Here is a 21,536-nt window from a genome sequence, read left to right as displayed (position 1 = left end):
CGGCCACGAGATCATGATAACGAGATCGACACGAAGCGTGAGCGGCATCATCTCGATGCCGCCATTCACGCCCTTACGAGGCGAGCATCAGGTCCATGTTCTGGACGGCGGCGCCCGATGCGCCCTTGCCGAGATTGTCGAGCAGCGCCACCAAATTGACCTGCGAAGCGCCTGGGGTGCCGAAGACGAAGAGCTTCATCGTGTCCTTGCCTTCGAGCTCGACGGCGTTGACGCGGGCAAGCCCCTTGCTTTCGGCCAGCGGCACGACACTGACGATATCCTGGCCGGCATAATGGGCGACGAGGGCGGCATGGATGCTCTCCATCGTCGTGCCCTCGGCGAGATCGTCGAGATGCAGCGGCACCTGCACGATCATCCCTTGAGCAAACTTGCCGACAGATGGCGAGAAGATCGGCGCGCGGTCGAGCAGGCCGTGCACGGTCATCTCCGGCACATGTTTATGGGTGAGCGGCAGGCCATAGAGGAAATGCGGTGCGGTGATCGCATCCGGGTGATCCGGGTTTTCCATCTGCGCGATCATCTGCTTGCCGCCGCCGGTATAACCGGAGACCGCGTTGACCGTGACGGGATAACCGTCCGGCAGAATGCCGGCGGCGCGCAGCGGCCGGATGAGACCGATCGCTCCCGTCGGATAGCAGCCGGGATTGGCGACGAAACGGGCGGCCTTGATCCTGTCGGCCTGCGCACCGTCCATCTCGGCAAAGCCATAGGCCCAACCGGGATTGACGCGGAAGGCGGTCGAGGTGTCGATGACGCGCACATTGTTGTTGGCCGAAACCATCTGAACCGCTTCCTTCGACGCGTCGTCGGGCAGGCAGAGAATAGCGATATCGGCGCTGTTCAGCATGTCCTCGCGCAGGGCGGCGTTGCGCCGCTCGGCTTCGGGGATGGACAGAAGCTCGACATCGCGGCGGCCGGCCATGCGCGTGCGGATCTGCAGACCCGTCGTGCCGTGTTCGCCGTCGATGAAGATTTTCGGTGCCATGTTAAACCTGCGCTTTCAATGGGTTATGAAGGTTTCCGGATTCAGTTTGAGCGATGATAAGTCAGCCTTGTGACACGGCGATGGCGCGTCGCTCGGCGTGAAGCCCCAGCATATACATCGCCACCGTTGCCCCCGCAATGGCGGTGATATCGGCATGATCATAGGGCGGCGATACCTCGACGACATCGGCGCCACGGATATCGAGCTGGTGCAGGCGCTGCAGCACCGAGAGGATCTTGGCGCTCGACGGCCCGCCGGCAACCGGTGTGCCGGTACCTGGCGCAAAGGCCGGATCGAGGCAATCGATATCGAAGGTGAGATAGGCTGGCGCCCCGCGCGTATGGGAGATGATCGCCGAGGCGATATCGCCGGCGCTCATTTCTTCGACCTGATGACCGTAGAGAATATTGACGCCGCAATCCTCCGGCGCATGGGTGCGGATGCCGATCTGGATCGAGCGGTCGGGATCGATGATGCCTTCGCGAGCCGCCCGCGCCACGAAGGAGCCATGGTCGATGCGCCGTTCTTCGTCGAACCAGGTGTCCTGGTGCGCGTCGAACTGCACGAGCGCCAGCGGCCCATGTTTTGCCACATGGGCTTTCAGCAGCGGCCAGGTGACGTAATGATCGCCGCCGAGCGTCAGCAGGAAGGCGCCGCTGTCGAGGATGACATTCGCCTGGCGCTCGATGGCGGCAGGCGTATCCTGATGATTGCCGTAGTCGAGCAGGCAGTCGCCGTAGTCGATCACCGCCATGTCGGCGAAGAGATCGCGGTGGAAGGGATATTGCGCATCATTGTCGAAGATCGCCGAGGCGCGCCGGATCGCCTGCGGCCCGAAGCGCGTGCCCGGCCTGTTCGATGTCGCGGCATCGAAGGGAATGCCCCAGACGGCGACGTCGACGCCGGCGAGCTCCTTGGTGAAGCGGCGGCGCATGAAGGACAGCGCGCCGGCAAAGGTCGGGTCGCTGGCGGCGGAAGTGAGGCTGGTCGCCGTGAAGGCGTGGTCAATCGATCTGTTCGCCAAGTCATGCTCCTTTTTTCGGTCGCAAAACCATAGTCGCGTTCGGTGCGGACGCTGCGTTGCATGATCACCGTTCGACGCCAAAGCGTCGGGTGGCGGTCTCGCGAAGGAATTGGCTGATCCCTTGCGCGCAGAAAGGGGTAGGCGAGCTGCGGGCAGATTTCAAGCCATCGATCGGATGACGGCCGCCCGGTCCGGTCGAGCGGCCGTTCTTGACCATCTGCTGTCAGGCCCGCTGCCGCAGCGACCACAATCCGGCGAGTGTCGCCAGCGCGCTCGCTGAGATATAGCCGACGAGCGGCCAGGCGCTGTCACCGCCGAGCAGAAGCACGAAGACCGTTCCGGCAAAGCCGACAATGATGCTCTCGATGCAGAAATAGAACGCTACCGCCGTTCCTGCCGTATCGCCAAAGGCCTCAAGCGCGCCATTGGCGGTCACCGCCGTCGCAAGGACGATGCCGATCGCGATGATCCACATCGGCACGACGAAGCTGACAAATGAGGGCTGCAGAAAATAACTCTCCAAAGGCAAGCAGCGTGGCGCCGAGAAGCAGCGTCGCCATGCCTCCGGCAAGGCTGCCTGCAATCCCCCAGCGCATGACCAAGCGTTTGGCGAAAGGCGCGGTCACGACCATCACCAGCGCTACCGTGGCAAAGGCAACGCTGAAGCCGATGCCGGAGAAACCGGCTCTGTCGATCAGGACGCGGGGTGCCGTCGAGAAGAAGACGAAGAAGGCACCCATCGCCGTGCTGAAGCCTGATGTATAGACCCAGAAGGGAAAGCTCCTGAGGATCGGGCGAAGGGCGATCTTCGCGGTGATGGCAGGCCGGGTTTCATGCCACCGAAAACCGGCATTGAAAAGGGCGGCAATCGAAAGGAGGCCGATGACGAGGAAGATGGCCCGCCAGCCGAAGCGATCCGCGATCAAGGCTCCGGCGATCGGGCCCAGTGCCGGCACGAAGGAGAGGATGGAGCCGAGCAAGCTATAGATCGTGCTGCTTTCGGGACGTCCGGCGTAGACGTCGCGCACTGTTGCGAAGGTTGCGACGAGGGCCGCCGATGCACCGACTGCCTGCAGCAATCTCCAGGTCACGAAAAGCGGTGCCGACGAGGTGCCGGCAAGCAGCAAGGAGGAAGCGGCAAAGAGTGCCGTGCCTGCGAGCAGGACAGGCCGCCGTCCGACAATATCGGAAATCGGGCCGAAGATGATCTGCCCGGCGCCGAGCACGAGCATGTAGAGACTGAGGGTCAGTTGGATGACGGCCGGCGAGGTGCCGAGTGCCTCGGGCATGATCGGCACAATCGGCAGATAGATATCCATGGCAAGCGAGGTCAGGATGTCGAAAGGCGCCATCAGCAGCAAGGCTGCCGGCATGGAATAGGTCCAGCGCTGGATTTTGGGATAAGACATGGGGAAGCATCCGCTCAAATGATTTCATTCGGCGGCGATCTGTCTTTTCATCAGTATCGGAATTGGCCGGACAGACGCCGCAACAACAGGGCAGGGTTGTTGCGGCCTATTTGTCTGCGGACTTGGTTGTTCCCATGATGCGACCCTGACTGCGGCTTCGCTCATTCGCGAAGCGCCTTGCCCAGTTTCTACCAGCAGAGTTTCTACCAGCCGAACCGAAATGCGACAATGGCAGCCGGCACGCTTCCGCCTGGGTTAAATAGCGCAAACAAAAAGGCCGGGTTTCCCCGGCCTTCGTAATTCCATTTGTCCGAAGCGATTAACGCTTGGAGAACTGGAAGGAGCGGCGGGCCTTTGCCTTGCCGTACTTCTTGCGTTCGACGACGCGGCTGTCGCGGGTCAGGAAGCCGCCCTTCTTCAGCACCGAGCGCAGGCCCGGTTCGAAGTAGGTCAGCGCCTTGGAGAGACCGTGGCGAACAGCGCCGGCCTGGCCGGACAGGCCACCGCCGGCAACGGTTGCGACGATGTCGAACTGGCCGTCACGGGCAGCCGCAACGATCGGCTGGCGCAGGATCATCTGCAGCACCGGACGGGCGAAATATTCCGCGAATTCCTTGCCGTTGATGATGATCTTGCCGGAGCCCGGCTTCACCCAGACGCGGGCGACGGCGTTCTTGCGCTTACCGGTCGCGTAGGAGCGGCCGAGCGAATCGACCTTGCGGACGTGGGCCGGAGCAGCAGCTTCGGAAGCCGTGCCGAGATCCTTCAGGGAGGAGAGGTCAGCCATGATCAGGCGCTCCTTACGTTCTTTTTGTTGAGCGCGGCAACGTCGAGGGCGACCGGCTGCTGGGCTTCATGGGGATGGTTGGAGCCGGCGTAAACGCGCAGGTTCTTCATCTGGCGACGGCCGAGCGGGCCACGCGGAACCATGCGTTCGACGGCCTTTTCGAGGACGCGCTCCGGGAAGCGGCCTTCGATGATCTGGCGTGCGGTGCGTTCCTTGATGCCGCCGGCATAACCGGTGTGCCAGTAGTAGACCTTGTCGGAATACTTCTTGCCGGTGAAAACGACCTTGTCGGCATTGATGACGATGACGTTGTCGCCGTCGTCAACGTGGGGCGTGAAGGTTGCCTTGTGCTTGCCGCGCAGGCGCATAGCGATGATGGAAGCGAGACGGCCAACGACCAGCCCTTCGGCGTCGATGATCACCCACTTCTTCTCCACCTCTGCAGGCTTCTGGGAGAAGGTTGCCATAGTGAATACTCTCTTTTGGGACCCTTGGCCCTAGGGCTTAAAGGGCGTTTCTTGTTGCTTGGATTGGCAGGCGCGAGGCATGCCAAAAAGAAAGCAGCCCGGACAGGCTGCGTTCTGGCGCGGTGTATAAAGGGAATGTGACATCGGGTCAATATCGACTCTTCCGACGCCTGTAAAAAATTCCAAGCGAAAACAATATGTTAGATGTATGGTATTATGATACCTCACATTTGTTAGGTCATGAACTGGGGAGGCTGACGTTTTTTATCTCGTCGCTGCCGGCTTTTGAAACAGCATCCCGCGGTCGAAAGCGGCCCTAACCTTTGAACTCGCGCAGGCATTTCATCATTTCGCGAAGGCCGCGTGTCAGATGTTTGTCCCGGCGCAGCACCACGCCGAGGCGGCGCGTGAGCCGCGGATTCAGCGATGATGTCGTCACCAGACCGGCGCGTTCGCGCTTCAGCGCCAGTCCCGGCAGGATCGACCAGCCGAGCCCCACCGCCACCAGTTCCTTGATTGCCTCGATGCTGCCGAACTCCATCGCGGGGCGGATTCTGGTATTGGGAGCAGCCAGCCACCCATCGATTGCCCGCCGCGTATTGCCTCCCTCGTAAAGCAGCAGCGTCCTGTCGCGCATGAAGGCGGCGTCCGGCCCGCCTTCGGGAATGAGACTGCCTGCGGGAGCGACGGCCAGCAGTTCCTCCTCGTAGAAGGGTTCGATCTCGAAGTTCCGTCCCGATGCCGGCAGGGCGATGACGGCGATGTCGAGGCTATTGTCCTCCAGATCGCGCAGAACGTCGTCGGCATCACCGATGCGCACGGTGATTTCGAGGCCGGGCATGCGTTTTCTGGCGGCGGCGATGGCGCGCGGCAGCAGATGGATCGACGCCGTGCCGCCGCTGCCGATGCGCACGCGGCCGCTTGCGCCATCTCTGTACGGCAGCATCGCTTCTTCCGCCGCCGCCGAATCCTGCAGCAGGCGTCGTGCATGCGCGAGAAGATCGAGACCTGCCGCGGTGGGCTGCGCCCGTCGCCCGACGCGCTCGATCAGCCGGACGCCGAGCCGCTGTTCGAGGCCCTTTACCTGCAGGCTGACGGCCGGTTGAGTCAGGCCCTCCTTGTCGGCTGCAGCCGTAAAGCTTCCGAGATCGGTAACATTGACGAAGGTCGCGAGTTGATCGAGGTTGAGCGCCATGCCAAAGAAATCCTTATACATATCATAATATCTATAAGCTTCTTTCATGGCGTCTTCCAGCGCATCTTTCATCCGTTGAAGGAAGGAAGAACAGATGGCTTTGGAAACAAGCGGGATCTTTGTGGCGCCTCGCGATATCGCTCGATCGAAACTGCGCCGCCTGGCGCGTTGGGGCCTGCGGCGGGTGGCCGTCATCGAACATCATCTCGAAAAGCGTCGTAGCCGCCGCACGCTGTCCGAACTCACCGACGACGAGCTTCGCGATGTCGGTCTGACGCGTGCGCAGGCAAGTGCCGAGGCATCGAAGTCGTGGTTCTGGTCCTGACGGCAGCGGCTTACGCGCGGCGTGCGGATCCTGCTCGAAATTGCCAGCGCCTTGTGGCAAAACGTCTGCTGGAATCGAGCGGGCGCAGGGAGCAGCATCATGGCCGAAATCGTATCCTTCCCGGACGCAGCCAGGGCAGAAGAGGGCGGATTGCTGACCCGCTCGCTGCGCGACGGCGTGCTGCGGTTGGTGCTCAACAATCCGCCGGCCAATGTGCTTTCGATCGCGCTTCTCGAAGCGCTGATGCACGAGTTGGAGACGGCCGGGGCGGATTCGGATGTGCGCGTCGTCGTCATCGCTTCGATCGGCAACGTCTTTTCCGCCGGGCATGATCTCAAGGAACTCACGACCCATCGCGCCGATGAAGATCAGGGGGCCGGCTTCTTCGAAAAGTCCTTCCGGCTCGCTGCCGATCTGATGCTGAAGATCGCCCATCTGCCGAAGCCTGTCATCGCCGAGATTGACGGGCTTGCAACGGCTGCCGGCTGTCAGCTGGTTGCCACCTGCGATCTGGCGATCTGCACCGACAGTTCGACATTCTGCACGCCGGGCGTCAACATCGGCCTGTTCTGTTCGACGCCGATGGTTGCCGTTTCCCGTGCCGCGCACCGCAAGCAGGCAATGGAAATGCTGCTGACCGGCGAGACGATCGACGCCTCGACCGCCAAGGATTTCGGCCTCGTCAACCGCATCGTGCCGAAACAGTATCTGGTGCAGGTCGTGTCCAAATATGCGGCGGTGATCGCCAGCAAATCGCCGATGGCGCTGAGGATCGGCAAGGAAGCCTTCAACCGCCAGCTCGAACTGCCGGTGGAGGCGGCCTATGATTATACCGCCAAGGTGATGGTCGAAAACATGCTGACGCAGGACGCGCAGGAAGGGATCGGCGCCTTCCTCGGCAAGCGTATGCCGGAATGGAAGGGCGAATGACTCACGCCAGTTTCAGAACCAGTCCGCCGATTGCGATAACCACGCCGGCGACGTAGCGCCAGATGCTGGCCTTTTCCTTGAAGACGGTGATCGAGATCACCAGCGCAAAGAGGATCGCGGTTTCGCGCAGAGCGGCGACGGTCGCGACCGGGGCTTTCGTCATCGCCCAGAGCGCCAGCCCGTAGGAAGCGATCGAGCCGGCGCCGCCGATGAGGCCGCGCCACCAGTTGCGACGGACGTGGCGCGCGACGGCGGCAGCGCCGCGCTGCGACGCTGCCCAGGCAAACAGCAGCACCGGCGGCAACAGCGACATCCACAAAGTGTAGGAAACCGCATTGCCGGAGATGCGTGCGCCGATACCGTCGACATAGGTGTAGCTGGCGATGACGCAGGCATTGGCAAGCGCGAACATGACGGCGCGGCTGCTGCCGCGCCGCGCCTCCAAAGCCAGCGTCAGCACCCCGGCCGAAATCGTCATCGTGCCGGCAAGAGCGCCCCAGGAAAGATCTTCCTTGAGGATGAAACCGCTTGTCGCGGCAATCAGCAGCGGTGCGCTGCCACGCATCAATGGATAGACGAGGCCGATATCGCCGGCGCGGTAGGCGGCGGCGACCAATTGAAAATAGGCGAATTGCAGGATGGCCGAGGCGCCGATGAACGGCCAGGCTGAGGCTTGCGGCAGCGGCAGGAATGCCAGGAACGGCAGCGCCGAAACCGCACCGCCGGCCGAGATCAGTGCCGCATCGAGGGATTTGTCGCTCCCCGCCTTGACGATGGCGTTCCATGTCGCGTGCAGCAGTGCGCCGAAGAGAACGAGCAGGATGACGTCGAGAGGCAAGGGAGTAAATCCGGAAAGGATGAGAAGAAGCGGAACACGCCTCGCTTCAGCGTTTCGAATTCCTGAAAAGACAACTGAGATTTGCACGAAAATGCACGGCGGCGGCCGCTTATGCGGTCATGTGTCGAATAGCATTCTTTCAGTAGGTGAACAATGGTGGCTCATTGGAGCAATTTTTACGTGCGCGCGACATGCGTTCAATCCAGGCGCTCCTTTCAACTATGAGATGTTTCTAATGGACATAAGAACATAGCGCGGCATTATCATGAACAAAAGGAGAAACAAGCTGTCGGAACTCGGAAGCAGATTATCCTATGCTGCTGAAATATAGATATTATTCTATAACTTTGACATAGGGGAAAATTAAAGCTTTTGATTGTGCAATCTTCAAAAAATCGCAGCGCGGGATTGAGCCCCAAACCTTTCGCAAGCGCGAAAGACGTATAGTTTCCCGCGGCCGTTACAACCGTTAAAACCATCAAAGTTGATGATGAGGAACGAAAAGCATCCCGTCAAGGTTGTCGATGTTCTGGCAGTTCAGGACCGGGCAGCGGGGATCGTCCTTCGAGGGAATATGCGTCCATTCCGCATAATCGGTCGCGTCGCAATAATTGCTGTTGCGGACATAGCGATCGTAGAGCGGCAAGCCGCGGGGAGACTGGTAGCGGAAGATGACGGCGCCCTGATTGTGGATGGCGGCGCGCACGCTGGCACAGCTCATGGCGAGCGGATTGTAGCGCGAGATCGCCAGCGCCGGCGATGCGGCAAGCACGAGCATGAGGGCAAGAGCGATTTTTTTCATCGAATCATCCTCAGGGAGTATCCAATTCATATATACGGAAAAGACGCCCAGCCGGTTTCACGGAAATGCAAAAAAACATGCGGGGCCGTGCTGAAGGGCTTTCGGGAGTGGAGACACGGACATGAATCACGACGCTTACACGGATGACTACCTCGCCGGAATCCTGCATTCGGTAAAGACCATCGCTCTGACCGGCGCTTCGCCCAATCCGGCCCGGCCGAGCAACGGCGTCATGGGTTATCTGCTGTCGTGCGGCTATGAGGTCATTCCTGTCAATCCGGGGCAGGCGGGTAAGCAGATTCAGGGCCGTACCGTGTATGCCCGGCTCGCCGACATTCCCGTGCCGATCGACATGGTCGACGTATTTCGCGCCTCCGAATATCTGGACGGGGTCATCGAGGAGGCGCTGGCGCTGAGCCCGCTGCCGAAGATCATCTGGTCTCAACTTGGTGTCCGCGACGATGCGGCGGCGGCAAAGGCGGAGGCCGTCGGTGTCAAGGTGGTGATGAACCGTTGCCCGGCGATCGAATATCCTCGTCTCATTGCCTGAGTTGCTGTTGGCGGAGACGGATTTTCCACGGAACGCCCGCGGGTTGAAACGGATCGCGATTAACTTTCGTTCGTGAGTGGTTATGATCCCGCTCGTCAGCAATAACGGGAGGACGACATGGCCAAGAACGATCCGGGATTCAACACGTTGGCGATCCATGCCGGCGCACAGCCCGACCCGGCGACCGGCGCGCGGGTAACGCCGATCTACCAGACGACCGCTTTCGTCTTCAATGATTCCGATCATGCCGCCGCCCTCTTCGGCCTGCAGGCCTTCGGCAACATCTACACCCGCATCATGAACCCGACCCAGGCCGTGCTCGAGGAGCGTGTCGCAGCGCTCGAGGGCGGCACGGCAGCACTTGCCGTCGCCTCCGGCCATGCAGCGCAGATGATCGTCTTCCACACCATCATGCGCCCCGGCGAGAACTTCATCGCTGCGCGCAGGCTCTATGGCGGCTCGATCAACCAATTCGGCCATGCCTTCGAGAATTTCGGCTGGCAGGTGCGCTGGGCCGATTCCGACGATCCGGCAAGCTTCGAAAGCCAGATCGACGACAAGACGCGCGGTATCTTCATCGAAAGCCTGGCCAATCCCGGCGGCACCTTCGTCGATATCGCCGCCATTGCCGACGTCGCACACCGCAACGGCCTGCCGCTGATCGTCGACAACACGTTGGCGACCCCCTATTTCATCCGTCCGATCGAGCATGGCGCCGACATCGTCGTACATTCGCTGACGAAATTTCTCGGCGGCCACGGCAATTCCATGGGCGGCCTCATCGTCGACGGCGGCACCTTCGACTGGTCGAAATCCGGCAATTACCCGATGCTGTCGAGCCCGCGGCCGGAATATAACGGCATGGTCCTGCACGCGACGTTCGGTAATTTCGCCTTTGCGATCGCTGCCCGCGTGCTCGGCCTGCGCGATCTTGGGCCGGCGATTTCGCCCTTCAACGCCTTCCTGATCCTGACCGGCATCGAGACGCTGCCGCTTCGCATGCAGCGCCACAGCGACAATGCGATCGCCGTCGCCAAGTGGCTGAAGGCGCACAGCAAGATCGCCTGGGTGAATTATGCCGGCCTCGACGACGACCCGAACCATGCCCTGCAGCAGCGCTATTCGCCGAAGGGCGCCGGCTCCATCTTCACCTTCGGCGTCAAGGGCGGCTATGAGGCGGGCAAGACGCTGGTCGAGGGACTGGAGCTCTTCTCCCACCTCGCCAATATCGGCGACACCCGTTCGCTCGTCATCCATCCGGCCTCGACGACGCACCGGCAATTGACCGACGAGCAGAGGATCGCCGCCGGCGCCGGGTCTGACGTCGTGCGCCTTTCCGTCGGCATCGAGGACGTCAAGGACATCATCGCCGATCTCGAACAGGCGCTCTCGAAGATCTGAGATCAAAGGGGTCCATAATGACCACGGCAAATTTCATCACCTTCAGCATCGACGGCGTCCAACCGGAGTTCGGCGCCCCGGAGCCCGGCCGGATCATCTCGGGCGATCCGCAATTCCGTAGCTGGAACCTGGAGGAGGCCGAAGGCGGCCTCTATTCCGGTATCTGGGAGGCGACGCCGGGCAAGTGGCGGATTGTCTACGAAGAGTGGGAATATTTCAGCCTGCTCTCCGGCCATTCGATCGTGACGGAGGAGGGCGGCGAGCCGGTGCATCTGAAGGCGGGTGACCGGATGATCCTCAGGCCCGGCTTTAGGGGAACGTGGGAAGTCGTTGAAACGACTCGCAAGGATTATGTGATCAAGGTTTGAGCAGATCGACGCCGGCGACCCCGGGGCCTGTCCCGGTTTGCGGCGATAATGGCCCGTTTTTCCGCCAATGACAGCGCTTCCTTGCCGGATAGAACGCTTTTAACCAATCCCATTAATCGGGCCTACATCGTCAAATGCTAGATCTTATCTGCAGCGCATTGCGGACATGATGTCTCCTGCCGTCTCACAGACATGGCCTTGCAATTAATCTTTGCGGAATTTGCATGTCGTCGAATCTTGCAGGTAGGCACGTTCGGACTCAGACGTCTTCCATCATTGCGACAACCGTCTGCTTCCTCGTCGTCGCTCTCGTCCTGACCGGCCTTATGGCTCATGTCGTCGTCAAGATGACCCGGTCGGCAAACGAGATCGACGATGCCAGGGCCAATCGCGCTGCCCGCGCCGCAATCGGCGCATTTGTGGCTCGCCTGGGTTCGACAACGACTGACAATGCCGTATGGGACGATGCCTATCGTGCGACCTCATCGCCGACCGCCGCCGATTGGGCCTATGAGAATTGGGGAAAAACCAGCGAGGATTACGCGCTCTATGACGGCGCGATCGTCATCGGCCCCGACCGGTCTTCGGTTGTCTCGGCCTATGCCAAAGGCAAGCCCTTCCAGCCGAGCGCGTTTTTTGGCGAAACCTTTGATCAGCAGATCAATGCGGCCGCTGATCCTGGGCGGGCGCCGGTGGTCAATTTCATCAAGACCGAGAGCGGCGTCGCGCTGATCGCCTCGCAGGCAATCCAGCCGTTCGAGGCGAGCGGCGAGCTTCCGAAGCTCAGCACGTTGAGCTTCTACAAGGACATCACGCCTGAGGTTCTCGACACGCTCTCGAACGAACATGAACTCGAAGGCCTGCACCTCGAGATGACGCCCAAGCCGGCGTTCCTGAACGCGCCGATCACCGACATGAAGGGGGCCGTCATCGGCTATCTCGTCTGGCCGAGCAAGGCGCCCGGAAGCACCGTGTTTCATCAGGTTGCTCCTTACGTCGCGGCCGCTATCGCCATCCTTGCGCTGTTCCTGATCGGCGTTCTTATGGTTGGCGCGTCCGAGGCGCGACGCCTGCGCCAGTTGGCGCAAGCAGCACTTTTCGAGGCGGGCCATGATAGCCTGAGCGGCCTGTTGAACAGGCATGGGCTTCTCAGCCTGCTGGAAGACCTCGAGGATGTGGGCTCTACGCCACTCCGGCTCTATCTGGTCGACCTTGATGGCTTCAAGGCCGTCAACGATGCCTGGGGGCATGCGGTGGGGGACGATTTGATCCGGCTGGTCTCGAACGCGCTGACCGCCTGCCACCCCGAAGTCGTTGCCGCGGCCCGGCTGGGGGGCGACGAATTTGCATTGGTGCACGTCGGATCCGCTACGTGCGAAGACATGGAAAAGACCATTCTGGCGTTGTTTACCGAGCCCTTCAAAATCGACGGACGAACGATCGAAGTCGGCGCAAGCATCGGAGCGGCCGCGCTCAACGGAGACATTCCGCCTTTGGAGCTGCTCCGCAGAGCGGATATGGCCCTCTATCGCGCCAAGACAAATGGCAGGGGTCAGGCGATCGAATACGATCCTGAACTGGACCAGGAACGCCAACGCGTCGCCGAGCTGGAAGGCCTGTTGAAGCACGCCATCAGCAGTGGCGCGATCGAAGCCGTTTTCCAGCCTCTCGTCTCCGCCACAACAGGCGCCGTCACTGGTCTTGAGGCGTTGGCACGCTGGCGAACGGCGACGGGCAACATCAGTCCGGAGATTTTCATCCCGCTTGCCGAGAGATGCGGCCTCATCGATGCGCTTGGCGTTCATATGCTCAGAACATCGATCGAGCATGCCAAGAACTGGCCCGATCTGGCATTGTCGGTGAATGTTTCGCCGATCCAGCTCTGCAATCCGGAATTTGCCGCCGAAGTGATCTCGGTGCTGCAGGAACTCGATTTCAATCCAAGCCGGCTGACGCTGGAGATCACCGAAGGTGTCCTGATGACAAATCCGGACCAGGCGCGGCGATCGATAGATCAGCTGAAGCGCGTCGGCATCAAGTTTGCGCTCGATGACTTCGGCTGCGGCTACGCCAGCATTGGCGCATTGCGGCAGTTCGGGTTTGATCGCATGAAGATCGACCGCTCGCTCGTGTCGGCTCTCGACGAAGGCGCAAATGGCGCCGATGTTCTTCGGGCGACCATTTCCCTGGCGACCGCCCTGCAGATTCCGGTGACCGCCGAAGGGATCGAGAATACCCGCCAGGCGGCGATCTTGCGCGACGCCGGCTGTGATCAGCTGCAGGGATATCTGCTTGGAAGACCTATGTCGGCACACGACATATCCAGCAAGCTGGAAGAAGAGTCAGCCGCATGACTTTCCAGGCGCGGCGGTGATCACCATTGCAGATCCAGCCGGTCCAGCCCGTGGAAATGGTAGACGTCCTTGACCACCGGCGTCTTTGACAGTTTGAGACCGGGAAGCCGTTCGAACAGGATCGGCAGCACGACATTGAGCTCAAGCCGGGCCAGCGGCGCGCCGATGCAGAAATGGATACCGGCGCCGAAGGAGAGGTTCGCCGCCTCGTTGCGGTCAGGCCGGAAGGTGAGGGGATCGCTGAATTTCGCCGGGTCGAGATTGGCGGCTGCGAGGATGAGGCTCACCTTGTCGCCGCGCTTGAAGGAGACGCCGTCGATTTCGGCAGGCTCCAGCGCCCAGCGCTGGAAGATGTGCACCGGCGCGCCGATGCGCAAGGTTTCCTCGACCGTGCGTTCCGTCGTCGCCTCGTCCCGGAAGAGTTCCGAGGGATCGCAGCCGCTGTCGAGGATGATGCGCACGGAATTGCCGATCTGGTGCACGGTCGCCTCATGCCCGGCATTGAGCAGCACGATCGTCGTCGAGACGAGCTCCTCCTCGGTCAGATATTGGCCCTTGTGCTCGGTATGGATCATGTGGGTAAGCAGGTCGTCGCGCGGCTCGGCGCGGCGTTCTGCGATCACCGTCTTGACGTAGTCGGAAAATTCCTTGGCCGCCCGTTCGGCCTCTTCCTCCTGCTCGCGCGTGCGGCCGAACATGTACATGCGGACATAGGCGTGCGACCAGGCAAGCAGCTGCGGCCCCATCTCCTCGGGAATGCCGATCATCCGGGCGATCATCGTCACCGGGATGATGTCGGCAAAGGCCGAGAGCAGCTCGACCTCGCCCTTTTTCGCGAAGCCGTCGATCAGCCGGTTGGCGAGTTCGGCAAGCTCCGGTTTCATCTTCTCGACATGGCGGGAGACGAAGGCGCGGTTGACGAGCGTGCGCAGCCGCGTGTGCTCGGGCGGTTCGAGTTCGAGCAGGGAATACCGTTCCGAGAGATCGAAACTGGCAAGATGCGGCATCGGCTCGGCAAGGCCGAGCTCCTCGCGGCTGGCGATATGCAGGATCTGCCGGCCGAAGCGGCGATCGCGCAGCAGCGCGTTCACATGGTCGTAGCCTGTGAAGAACCACTGCTTCTGCTCGCTCCAGTAGAAGGTCGGGCAATGGGCGTGAAGTGCTGCATAGGCGGCATTCGGGTTGCCGTAGAAGGCCGGGTTGCGGCCGTCCAGCGAGACGTGGCGGCGAGCCGGATCGATCGAGAGAAAGGACGGTATCATCATGTCCCGAGGCTTAGCGGATTTGCCGTGCCTCGGAAAGATGCGGGTGAAGAAGCGGGCTAGCCGGCCCGCGACAGCGTGCCCATGCGCCGCAGGGCCTCGACCTGATCGTCGACCGTCGGCACGAGTTCGCCGGCGGTGCTGCTCGGTGTGGCCGGTGCAGGGGCTGCGGCCTCCGCTTCGCCGAAGGTGACCGTGCAGTTGCGGCCGGCGGCCTTGGCGGCATAGAGCGCCCGGTCGGCAGCCGAGATCAGCTTGTCGATATTGGCTTCGATCGAGGAGGCGAGCGCGATGCCGATGCTGACCGTGACCGGGACGATCGCTTCGCCGGTGCTGACGGGCAGGCGGCAGAATTCGGTGCGGATGGCTTCGGCGATCGCCTCGGCTTCCGTCTGGTCCGTAACCGCGGCGAAGGCTGCGAATTCCTCGCCGCCCATGCGGCCGAAGATGCTGTTCGGAATATACTGGCGGGCCATGCGGGCAAACGCGGTGAGTACGGCATCGCCGGATTGGTGGCCGAAACGATCGTTGACGCGCTTGAAATGGTCGAGATCGAAGAGCATCACTGCGACCTGGCGCTGCTCGTTATGGGCTTTTTCCTGGGTGGCGTCGAAATAGCCGAGCAGGCCGCGGCGGTTGAGCACGCCGGTCAGCGAATCGGTCAGGGTCAGCGCACGCAGGTGCCGTTCGGAGCGCTCCATGATCAGCCGGCACGTGAACGCGAAGGCGATGGTCAGCAGGAAGGCGCTGGCCATGGCGGAGACGCCGCCGAGATTGGTCGCCTCGATGTCGCTCGGCAGCGTCAGCGCCGTCGTCAGCGCCGAGCCGAAGCACAGGCAGCCCTGGATGACGAAGACGCCCATCAGTTTGACGCGGGTGCGCTCGCGGCGCATGTCGCCGGCGGCAACCGCCATGGCGAGTGCCGTCGCACCTGTCGCCGAAGCGAGATTGTAGAGCACCACGCGGTTCGAATAATCGCTGTTGACCCAGGGCAGGAAAACCCCGGCCAGCCAGATGACCGGCGGCAGCAGCGCCCACCATTCGATCCTCTTGCGGTCGAGTGCGAGAAAACCCGCCACCCAGGCGCTCTGGCCGAGCAGCGCAATGGCATTGCCCGCCTCGATGGAAAGCACGCTTGGGATTTCGCTGCGCAAGGCAATCATCGCAAAGCCGATGCCGGTCAGAAGGAAGCCGAGACCCCAATAGAGATAGGCCTCGTTCCTGACGTTGTGGCGCCAGGCGACGAACAGCACCAAAGCAAGCGTCATGGCCTCGGAACACCAGATGGCGAGACCTGTAGCAATATTGAACACGGCAGCAAACCCCTCGTCTGTCGGCCCTTTTCAGTTGGCTTGCATCCTTGCCGAGGAAGCTCGCCACTTCCTTAATGTCGCTGCGCTGCGGCATGGTTTTGGGCCGATATCTGCCGGTAGGCTTTCCGTTGGGTAAACGTGTATAAGCACGGTCGAATGAAGTAAGCCTTCCTTCATCCTGTCATGGAGAAAAACCGGGGGAGACAATGCCGAGGGCTCGCCGTTAACAGGCGTTTGGGGGAAAGAGGCTACCAGGAACCGCCCGGCCCCGCCTTCTTAACGTTATCCTCAGGCGTGTCTTGAAGAGGAGGGCAGGGACACTCTATGTAGGGATAAGACATTTTTCTTTGATTCCCGGCGCCGGCCGGCGAGACGTTGACAAAGGACGCACATGAGAAACCCAGTCGATACCGCTATGGCCCTCGTGCCGATGGTCGTGGAACAGACCAACCGCGGTGAACGCTCCTACGACATCTATTCCCGCCTGTTGAAGGAACGCATCATCTTCCTGACGGGCGCCGTCGAAGACCACATGGCGACGCTCGTCTGCGCCCAGCTTCTCTTCCTCGAGGCCGAAAACCCGAAGAAGGAAATCGCCCTCTACATCAATTCGCCCGGTGGCGTCGTCACCGCAGGCATGGCGATTTACGATACGATGCAGTTCATCAAGCCCGCGGTTTCGACGCTCTGCATCGGCCAGGCCGCGTCCATGGGCTCGCTGCTGCTGGCCGCCGGCCACAAGGACATGCGCTTCGCCACGCCGAATTCCCGCATCATGGTGCATCAGCCCTCGGGCGGCTTCCAGGGCCAGGCTTCGGACATCGAGCGCCACGCCCGCGACATCCTCAAGATGAAGCGCCGCCTGAACGAGGTCTATGTCAAGCACACCGGCCGCACCTATGAAGAAGTTGAAAAGACGCTCGATCGTGACCATTTCATGGATGCGGACGAAGCCCAGGGCTGGGGCGTCATCGACAAGGTTCTGACGTCGCGCCTCGAAATGGAAGGCGAACAGGCCTAGTAATTAATTGGGATGGTGTTTTTGTCGCCACAGTTCTATCCCATTTGTGATTGAACAAGGGCTTTCATCCGGCGACGAAGACGCTAATAGTAACTATTAATGCTATGTTGAATTTTTATGACATAGCATTCGGCATTCGAAGGGGAATTCGTTGCCGCCGGAACCCGGACATGATTGGTTGGGACCGGTTCGTACCCCCTGAAGCCCTTCTCGGCAAAGGCTCCGGAAACGGAGTGCCGCCAGGAGCTGATAGAGTGGACCGCGATTTCGCCTTGAAATGCGGCGTGCTGGAAGGAAAATGATATGAGCAAGGTCAGCGGCAGCAACGGCGGCGACTCCAAGAACACTCTCTATTGTTCGTTCTGCGGAAAGAGCCAGCACGAAGTCCGGAAACTGATTGCCGGACCGACCGTCTTCATCTGCGATGAATGCGTCGAATTGTGCATGGACATCATCCGCGAGGAGAACAAGTCCTCGATGGTCAAGTCCCGCGACGGCGTTCCGACGCCCCAGGACATCATCAAGGTCCTCGACGAATATGTCATCGGCCAGCGGCAGGCGAAGAAGATCCTGTCGGTCGCCGTGCACAACCACTACAAGCGCCTGGCGCACGCCTCCAAGAACGGCGAAGTCGAGCTGGCGAAGTCGAACATCATGCTCGTCGGCCCGACGGGCTGCGGCAAGACCTATCTTGCCCAGACGCTGGCCCGGATCATCGACGTTCCCTTCACCATGGCCGATGCGACGACGCTTACCGAGGCCGGTTATGTCGGCGAGGACGTCGAAAACATCATCCTGAAGCTCCTGCAGTCTGCCGACTACAACGTCGAGCGTGCGCAGCGCGGCATCGTCTACATCGACGAAGTCGACAAGATTTCGCGCAAGTCCGACAACCCGTCGATCACCCGCGACGTCTCGGGCGAGGGCGTGCAGCAGGCGCTGCTGAAGATCATGGAAGGCACGGTCGCTTCCGTACCGCCGCAGGGCGGCCGCAAGCACCCGCAGCAGGAATTCCTGCAGGTCGACACGACGAACATCCTGTTCATCTGCGGCGGCGCCTTCGCCGGCCTCGACAAGATCATCTCCGCCCGTGGCGAGAAGACCTCGATCGGCTTCGGCGCCACCGTCAAGGCCCAGGACGACCGCCGCGTCGGCGAAGTCCTGCGCGAACTGGAGCCGGAAGACCTGGTCAAGTTTGGCCTCATCCCCGAGTTCATCGGCCGTCTGCCGGTTCTGGCGACGCTCGAGGATCTCGATGAAGATGCGCTGATCCAGATCCTGTCCGAGCCGAAGAACGCGCTGATCAAGCAGTATCAGCGCCTGTTCGAGATGGAAGACGTGGAACTGACCTTCCACGAGGATGCCCTGCGCGAAATCGCCCGCAAGGCGATCGTGCGCAAGACCGGCGCCCGCGGCCTTCGCTCGATCATGGAGAAGATCCTGCTCGACACGATGTTCGAACTGCCGACGCTGGAAGGCGTGCGCGAGGTCGTCATCTCGGAGGAAGTGGTGCGCGGTTCGGCCCGTCCGCTTTACATCTATGCCGATCGTCAGGAAGAAAAGGCCAACGCTTCGGCGTGATCTTGCTGCTTTCCTATGATTATTTTGGGGGCTTGCCATCGGCAGGCCCCTTTCTATTTGAAAAACCATGCGAGGCGCTGTTAGTATTTTGCCGGTGGGAACCGGAATTGCCTTTGCCGATGTTGCGCAAAGGGGAGTGCTTGGCAATGATGCGGTGATTCCGTAAGCCTATTGTTGGCGTTTGTATTTTAGCCGGGTCGGAAGTGGTAAGCGCCGGTCCAGCCACGCGCTTCATAGTGTTGGCGTTCCGTTGTAACAAAGCCGTCACATCCGGGGAACGCGGGCGTTAGCGTGGCTTGAAAAGCGTAGTCAGAACCTCCACTTGTAGCAACAAGTGAGAGTGCCGGCCGGTCCCAAGCGGCCGTGCAGAGAGCCCGGTAACGGGACGATGGAAAGGACATAAAATGACGAAGAAAACGTCTGTAGCGAGCAGCACTGCCTACCCTGTTCTGCCCCTGCGCGACATCGTGGTTTTCCCGCATATGATCGTGCCGCTGTTCGTCGGACGGGAAAAGTCGATCCGTGCGCTCGAAGAGGTCATGGGTTCCGACAAGCAGATCATGCTGGTGACGCAGATCAACGCCAGTGACGACGATCCGGATCCGTCCGCGATTCACAATGTCGGCACCGTGGCGAACGTGTTGCAGCTCCTGAAGCTGCCCGACGGCACCGTCAAGGTTCTGGTCGAAGGCCGCGCCCGCGCCGAGATCGACACCTATACCAGCCGCGAGGATTTCTATGAGGCGCTCGGCCATGTGCTCGAGGAGCCGCATGACGATCCGGTCGAACTGGAAGCCTTGTCGCGTTCGGTCGTCTCCGAATTCGAAAGCTATGTGAAGCTCAACAAGAAGATTTCGCCCGAAGTGGTCGGCGCCGCCAGCCAGATCGACGACTATTCCAAGCTCGCCGATACGGTCGCCTCGCATCTGTCGATCAAGATCACCGAGAAGCAGGAGATGCTGGAGACGACCAGCGTCAAACAGCGCCTCGAAAAAGCTCTCGGCTTCATGGAAGGCGAGATCTCGGTCCTGCAGGTCGAAAAGCGTATCCGCTCGCGCGTCAAGCGCCAGATGGAGAAGACCCAGCGCGAATATTATCTTAACGAGCAGATGAAGGCGATCCAGAAGGAACTCGGCGACGGCGAGGAAGGCCGCGACGAGATGAGCGAGCTGGAAGAGCGCATCTCCAAGACCAAGCTGTCCAAGGAAGCCCGTGAAAAGGCCGATGCGGAACTGAAGAAGCTGCGCCAGATGAGCCCGATGTCGGCGGAAGCCACCGTCGTGCGCAATTATCTGGACTGGCTGCTCGGCATTCCGTGGGGCAAGAAGTCGAAGATCAAGGCCGATCTCAACAATGCCGAGAAGATCCTCGAAGCCGATCACTTCGGTCTCGACAAGGTCAAGGAGCGCATCGTCGAATATCTGGCCGTGCAGGCCCGCGCCACCAAGATCAAGGGCCCGATCCTGTGCCTCGTCGGCCCTCCGGGCGTCGGCAAGACCTCGCTCGCCCAGTCGATCGCCAAGGCGACCGGCCGTGAGTATGTCCGCATGGCACTCGGCGGCGTTCGCGACGAAGCCGAAATCCGCGGTCACCGCCGCACCTATATCGGCTCGATGCCCGGCAAGGTCATTCAGTCGATGAAGAAGGCGAAGAAGTCCAACCCGCTCTTCCTGCTCGACGAGATCGACAAGATGGGCATGGACTTCCGCGGTGATCCGTCCTCGGCTCTGCTCGAAGTGCTCGATCCGGCGCAGAACTCGACCTTCATGGACCACTACCTGGAAGTCGAATACGACCTGTCGGACGTGATGTTCATCACGACGGCGAATACGCTGAACATTCCAGCACCCCTGATGGACCGCATGGAAATCATCCGTATCGCCGGCTACACCGAGGATGAAAAGCGCGAGATCGCCAAGCGGCACCTGCTGCCGAAGGCCATCAAGGAACATGCGTTGCAGCCGGAGGAATTCTCGGTCAGCGACGACGCCCTGATGGCGATCAGCCAGCAGTACACCCGCGAAGCCGGTGTCCGCAGCTTCGAACGCGAATTGATGAAGCTCGCCCGCAAGGCGGTCACCGAGATCATCAAGGGCAAGACGAAGTCCGTTCACGTGACGGCCGCCAACATCTCCGACTATCTGGGCGTCCCGCGCTTCCGCCATGGCGAAGCCGAGGGCGAGGATCAGGTCGGCGTCGTGACCGGTCTTGCCTGGACGGAGGTCGGCGGCGAGCTGCTGACCATCGAAGGTGTGATGATGCCGGGCAAGGGCCGCATGACGGTCACCGGCAATCTGAAGGACGTCATGAAGGAATCGATCTCGGCAGCGGCCTCCTATGTCCGCTCGCGCGCCGTCGATTTCGGCATCGAGCCGCCGCGCTTCGACAAGAGCGACATCCACGTGCACGTGCCGGAAGGCGCGACACCGAAGGACGGCCCCTCGGCCGGCGTCGCCATGGCAACCGCGATCGTCTCGATCATGACCGGTATCCCGGTGAGCAGGCATGTGGCCATGACCGGTGAAATCACCCTTCGCGGCCGTGTGCTGCCGATCGGCGGTCTCAAGGAAAAGCTGCTCGCAGCGCTTCGCGGCGGCATCAAGAAGGTGCTGATCCCGGAAGAAAACGCCAAGGACTTGGCGGAGATTCCGGACAACGTGAAGAACAACATGGAGATCATCCCGGTATCCCGCATGGGCGAGGTGATCAAGCATGCGCTGATCCGGCGGCCGGAGCCGATCGAATGGGACGGCACGGTGGAAACGCCCGTCATCGCAACGGTCGAAGGCCTCGATGAGACGGGCGCAACCATAGCGCATTGAGTGGCCTGTGCCACATTTATGCCCCATTGGGACAAAACACGCAAAAAGGCTGGCGGAAACGCCAGCCTTTTTTGTGAAAAC

At 61.1% G+C, this 21,536-nt stretch carries 18 protein-coding genes and 1 pseudogene; 9 read left to right on the top strand and 10 right to left on the bottom strand.

Annotation, left to right across the window (positions count from 1 at the left end; all coding sequences use genetic code 11):
• Window positions 1-73 precede the first annotated feature (73 nt).
• The 6 genes and pseudogenes from argC to FHT69_RS10165 all read right to left on the bottom strand — a co-directional run bounded on the left by argC (window position 74) and on the right by FHT69_RS10165 (window position 5,909).
• Window positions 74-1,006, bottom strand: coding sequence for an N-acetyl-gamma-glutamyl-phosphate reductase (gene argC / locus FHT69_RS10190; RefSeq protein WP_047616463.1), 933 nt, complete (start codon window positions 1,004-1,006; stop codon window positions 74-76).
• Between the two features lie 61 nt (window positions 1,007-1,067).
• Window positions 1,068-2,030 (bottom strand): agmatinase, encoded by a 963-nt coding sequence (speB, locus tag FHT69_RS10185; RefSeq protein ID WP_047616465.1) that lies wholly within the window; start codon window positions 2,028-2,030, stop codon window positions 1,068-1,070.
• 223 nt (window positions 2,031-2,253) lie between these two features.
• Window positions 2,254-3,439: pseudogene (gene cml / locus FHT69_RS10180) on the bottom strand (CmlA/FloR family chloramphenicol efflux MFS transporter).
• A gap of 319 nt (window positions 3,440-3,758) precedes the next feature.
• On the bottom strand, window positions 3,759-4,226 hold the full coding sequence (gene rpsI / locus FHT69_RS10175) for a 30S ribosomal protein S9 (RefSeq protein WP_047616469.1): 468 nt from the start codon (window positions 4,224-4,226) through the stop codon (window positions 3,759-3,761).
• A 2-nt stretch (window positions 4,227-4,228) separates the two neighbouring features.
• Window positions 4,229-4,693: a 50S ribosomal protein L13 gene (rplM, locus tag FHT69_RS10170; RefSeq protein WP_012483399.1), complete on the bottom strand. Its 465-nt coding sequence runs from the start codon at window positions 4,691-4,693 to the stop codon at window positions 4,229-4,231.
• A gap of 316 nt (window positions 4,694-5,009) precedes the next feature.
• Window positions 5,010-5,909: a LysR family transcriptional regulator gene (locus tag FHT69_RS10165; RefSeq protein ID WP_183905389.1), complete on the bottom strand. Its 900-nt coding sequence runs from the start codon at window positions 5,907-5,909 to the stop codon at window positions 5,010-5,012.
• Window positions 5,910-5,982: 73 nt separating this feature from the next.
• On the opposite strand from FHT69_RS10165, the gene FHT69_RS10160 reads away from it, so the two are divergent.
• Both FHT69_RS10160 and FHT69_RS10155 read left to right on the top strand, forming a co-directional pair.
• Window positions 5,983-6,213 carry a DUF1127 domain-containing protein gene (locus FHT69_RS10160; protein WP_183905285.1) on the top strand — a complete coding sequence of 77 codons (231 nt, stop codon included), beginning with the start codon at window positions 5,983-5,985 and terminating at the stop codon, window positions 6,211-6,213.
• A gap of 99 nt (window positions 6,214-6,312) precedes the next feature.
• Window positions 6,313-7,143, top strand: coding sequence for an enoyl-CoA hydratase (locus tag FHT69_RS10155; protein ID WP_168332310.1), 831 nt, complete (start codon window positions 6,313-6,315; stop codon window positions 7,141-7,143).
• A 1-nt stretch (window position 7,144) separates the two neighbouring features.
• Here the strand turns inward: FHT69_RS10155 and FHT69_RS10150 are convergent, their stop codons facing one another.
• Window positions 7,145-7,981: an EamA family transporter gene (locus FHT69_RS10150; protein ID WP_047616474.1), complete on the bottom strand. Its 837-nt coding sequence runs from the start codon at window positions 7,979-7,981 to the stop codon at window positions 7,145-7,147.
• Between the two features lie 478 nt (window positions 7,982-8,459).
• On the bottom strand, window positions 8,460-8,783 hold the full coding sequence (locus FHT69_RS10145) for a hypothetical protein (RefSeq protein WP_063474297.1): 324 nt from the start codon (window positions 8,781-8,783) through the stop codon (window positions 8,460-8,462).
• A gap of 121 nt (window positions 8,784-8,904) precedes the next feature.
• Here FHT69_RS10145 and FHT69_RS10140 point away from each other — a divergent pair, with 121 nt between their 5' ends.
• From FHT69_RS10140 to FHT69_RS10125, 4 genes are all read left to right on the top strand, one after another.
• Window positions 8,905-9,333, top strand: coding sequence for a CoA-binding protein (locus FHT69_RS10140; RefSeq protein WP_048338657.1), 429 nt, complete (start codon window positions 8,905-8,907; stop codon window positions 9,331-9,333).
• Between the two features lie 117 nt (window positions 9,334-9,450).
• Window positions 9,451-10,734, top strand: coding sequence for an O-acetylhomoserine aminocarboxypropyltransferase (locus FHT69_RS10135; protein WP_047616478.1), 1,284 nt, complete (start codon window positions 9,451-9,453; stop codon window positions 10,732-10,734).
• 17 nt (window positions 10,735-10,751) lie between these two features.
• Window positions 10,752-11,102: a cupin domain-containing protein gene (locus tag FHT69_RS10130; protein ID WP_047616480.1), complete on the top strand. Its 351-nt coding sequence runs from the start codon at window positions 10,752-10,754 to the stop codon at window positions 11,100-11,102.
• 224 nt (window positions 11,103-11,326) lie between these two features.
• Window positions 11,327-13,456, top strand: coding sequence for a bifunctional diguanylate cyclase/phosphodiesterase (locus tag FHT69_RS10125; protein WP_183905284.1), 2,130 nt, complete (start codon window positions 11,327-11,329; stop codon window positions 13,454-13,456).
• Window positions 13,457-13,476: 20 nt separating this feature from the next.
• Here the strand turns inward: FHT69_RS10125 and FHT69_RS10120 are convergent, their stop codons facing one another.
• Both FHT69_RS10120 and FHT69_RS10115 read right to left on the bottom strand, forming a co-directional pair.
• Complete coding sequence (locus FHT69_RS10120; protein WP_183905283.1) at window positions 13,477-14,721, bottom strand: cytochrome P450; 1,245 nt, start codon at window positions 14,719-14,721, stop codon at window positions 13,477-13,479.
• Window positions 14,722-14,777: 56 nt separating this feature from the next.
• Window positions 14,778-16,031: a GGDEF domain-containing protein gene (locus tag FHT69_RS10115; protein WP_047616484.1), complete on the bottom strand. Its 1,254-nt coding sequence runs from the start codon at window positions 16,029-16,031 to the stop codon at window positions 14,778-14,780.
• Window positions 16,032-16,422: 391 nt separating this feature from the next.
• Between FHT69_RS10115 and clpP the strand changes: the two genes are divergently transcribed.
• The 3 genes from clpP (at window position 16,423) to lon (ending at window position 21,455) form a co-directional block, all read left to right on the top strand.
• Window positions 16,423-17,052: an ATP-dependent Clp endopeptidase proteolytic subunit ClpP gene (gene clpP / locus FHT69_RS10110; protein ID WP_003573944.1), complete on the top strand. Its 630-nt coding sequence runs from the start codon at window positions 16,423-16,425 to the stop codon at window positions 17,050-17,052.
• A 303-nt stretch (window positions 17,053-17,355) separates the two neighbouring features.
• Window positions 17,356-18,633: an ATP-dependent Clp protease ATP-binding subunit ClpX gene (gene clpX, locus FHT69_RS10105; RefSeq protein WP_003573940.1), complete on the top strand. Its 1,278-nt coding sequence runs from the start codon at window positions 17,356-17,358 to the stop codon at window positions 18,631-18,633.
• Between the two features lie 404 nt (window positions 18,634-19,037).
• On the top strand, window positions 19,038-21,455 hold the full coding sequence (gene lon, locus FHT69_RS10100; RefSeq protein WP_047616487.1) for an endopeptidase La: 2,418 nt from the start codon (window positions 19,038-19,040) through the stop codon (window positions 21,453-21,455).
• The last annotated feature ends 81 nt before the right edge of the window (window positions 21,456-21,536 follow it).

This window comes from Rhizobium sp. BK008 (assembly GCF_014197345.1).
In the GTDB taxonomy this organism is placed as follows: domain Bacteria; phylum Pseudomonadota; class Alphaproteobacteria; order Rhizobiales; family Rhizobiaceae; genus Rhizobium; species Rhizobium anhuiense.
This window is presented reverse-complemented; position numbering and strand designations above follow the sequence as displayed.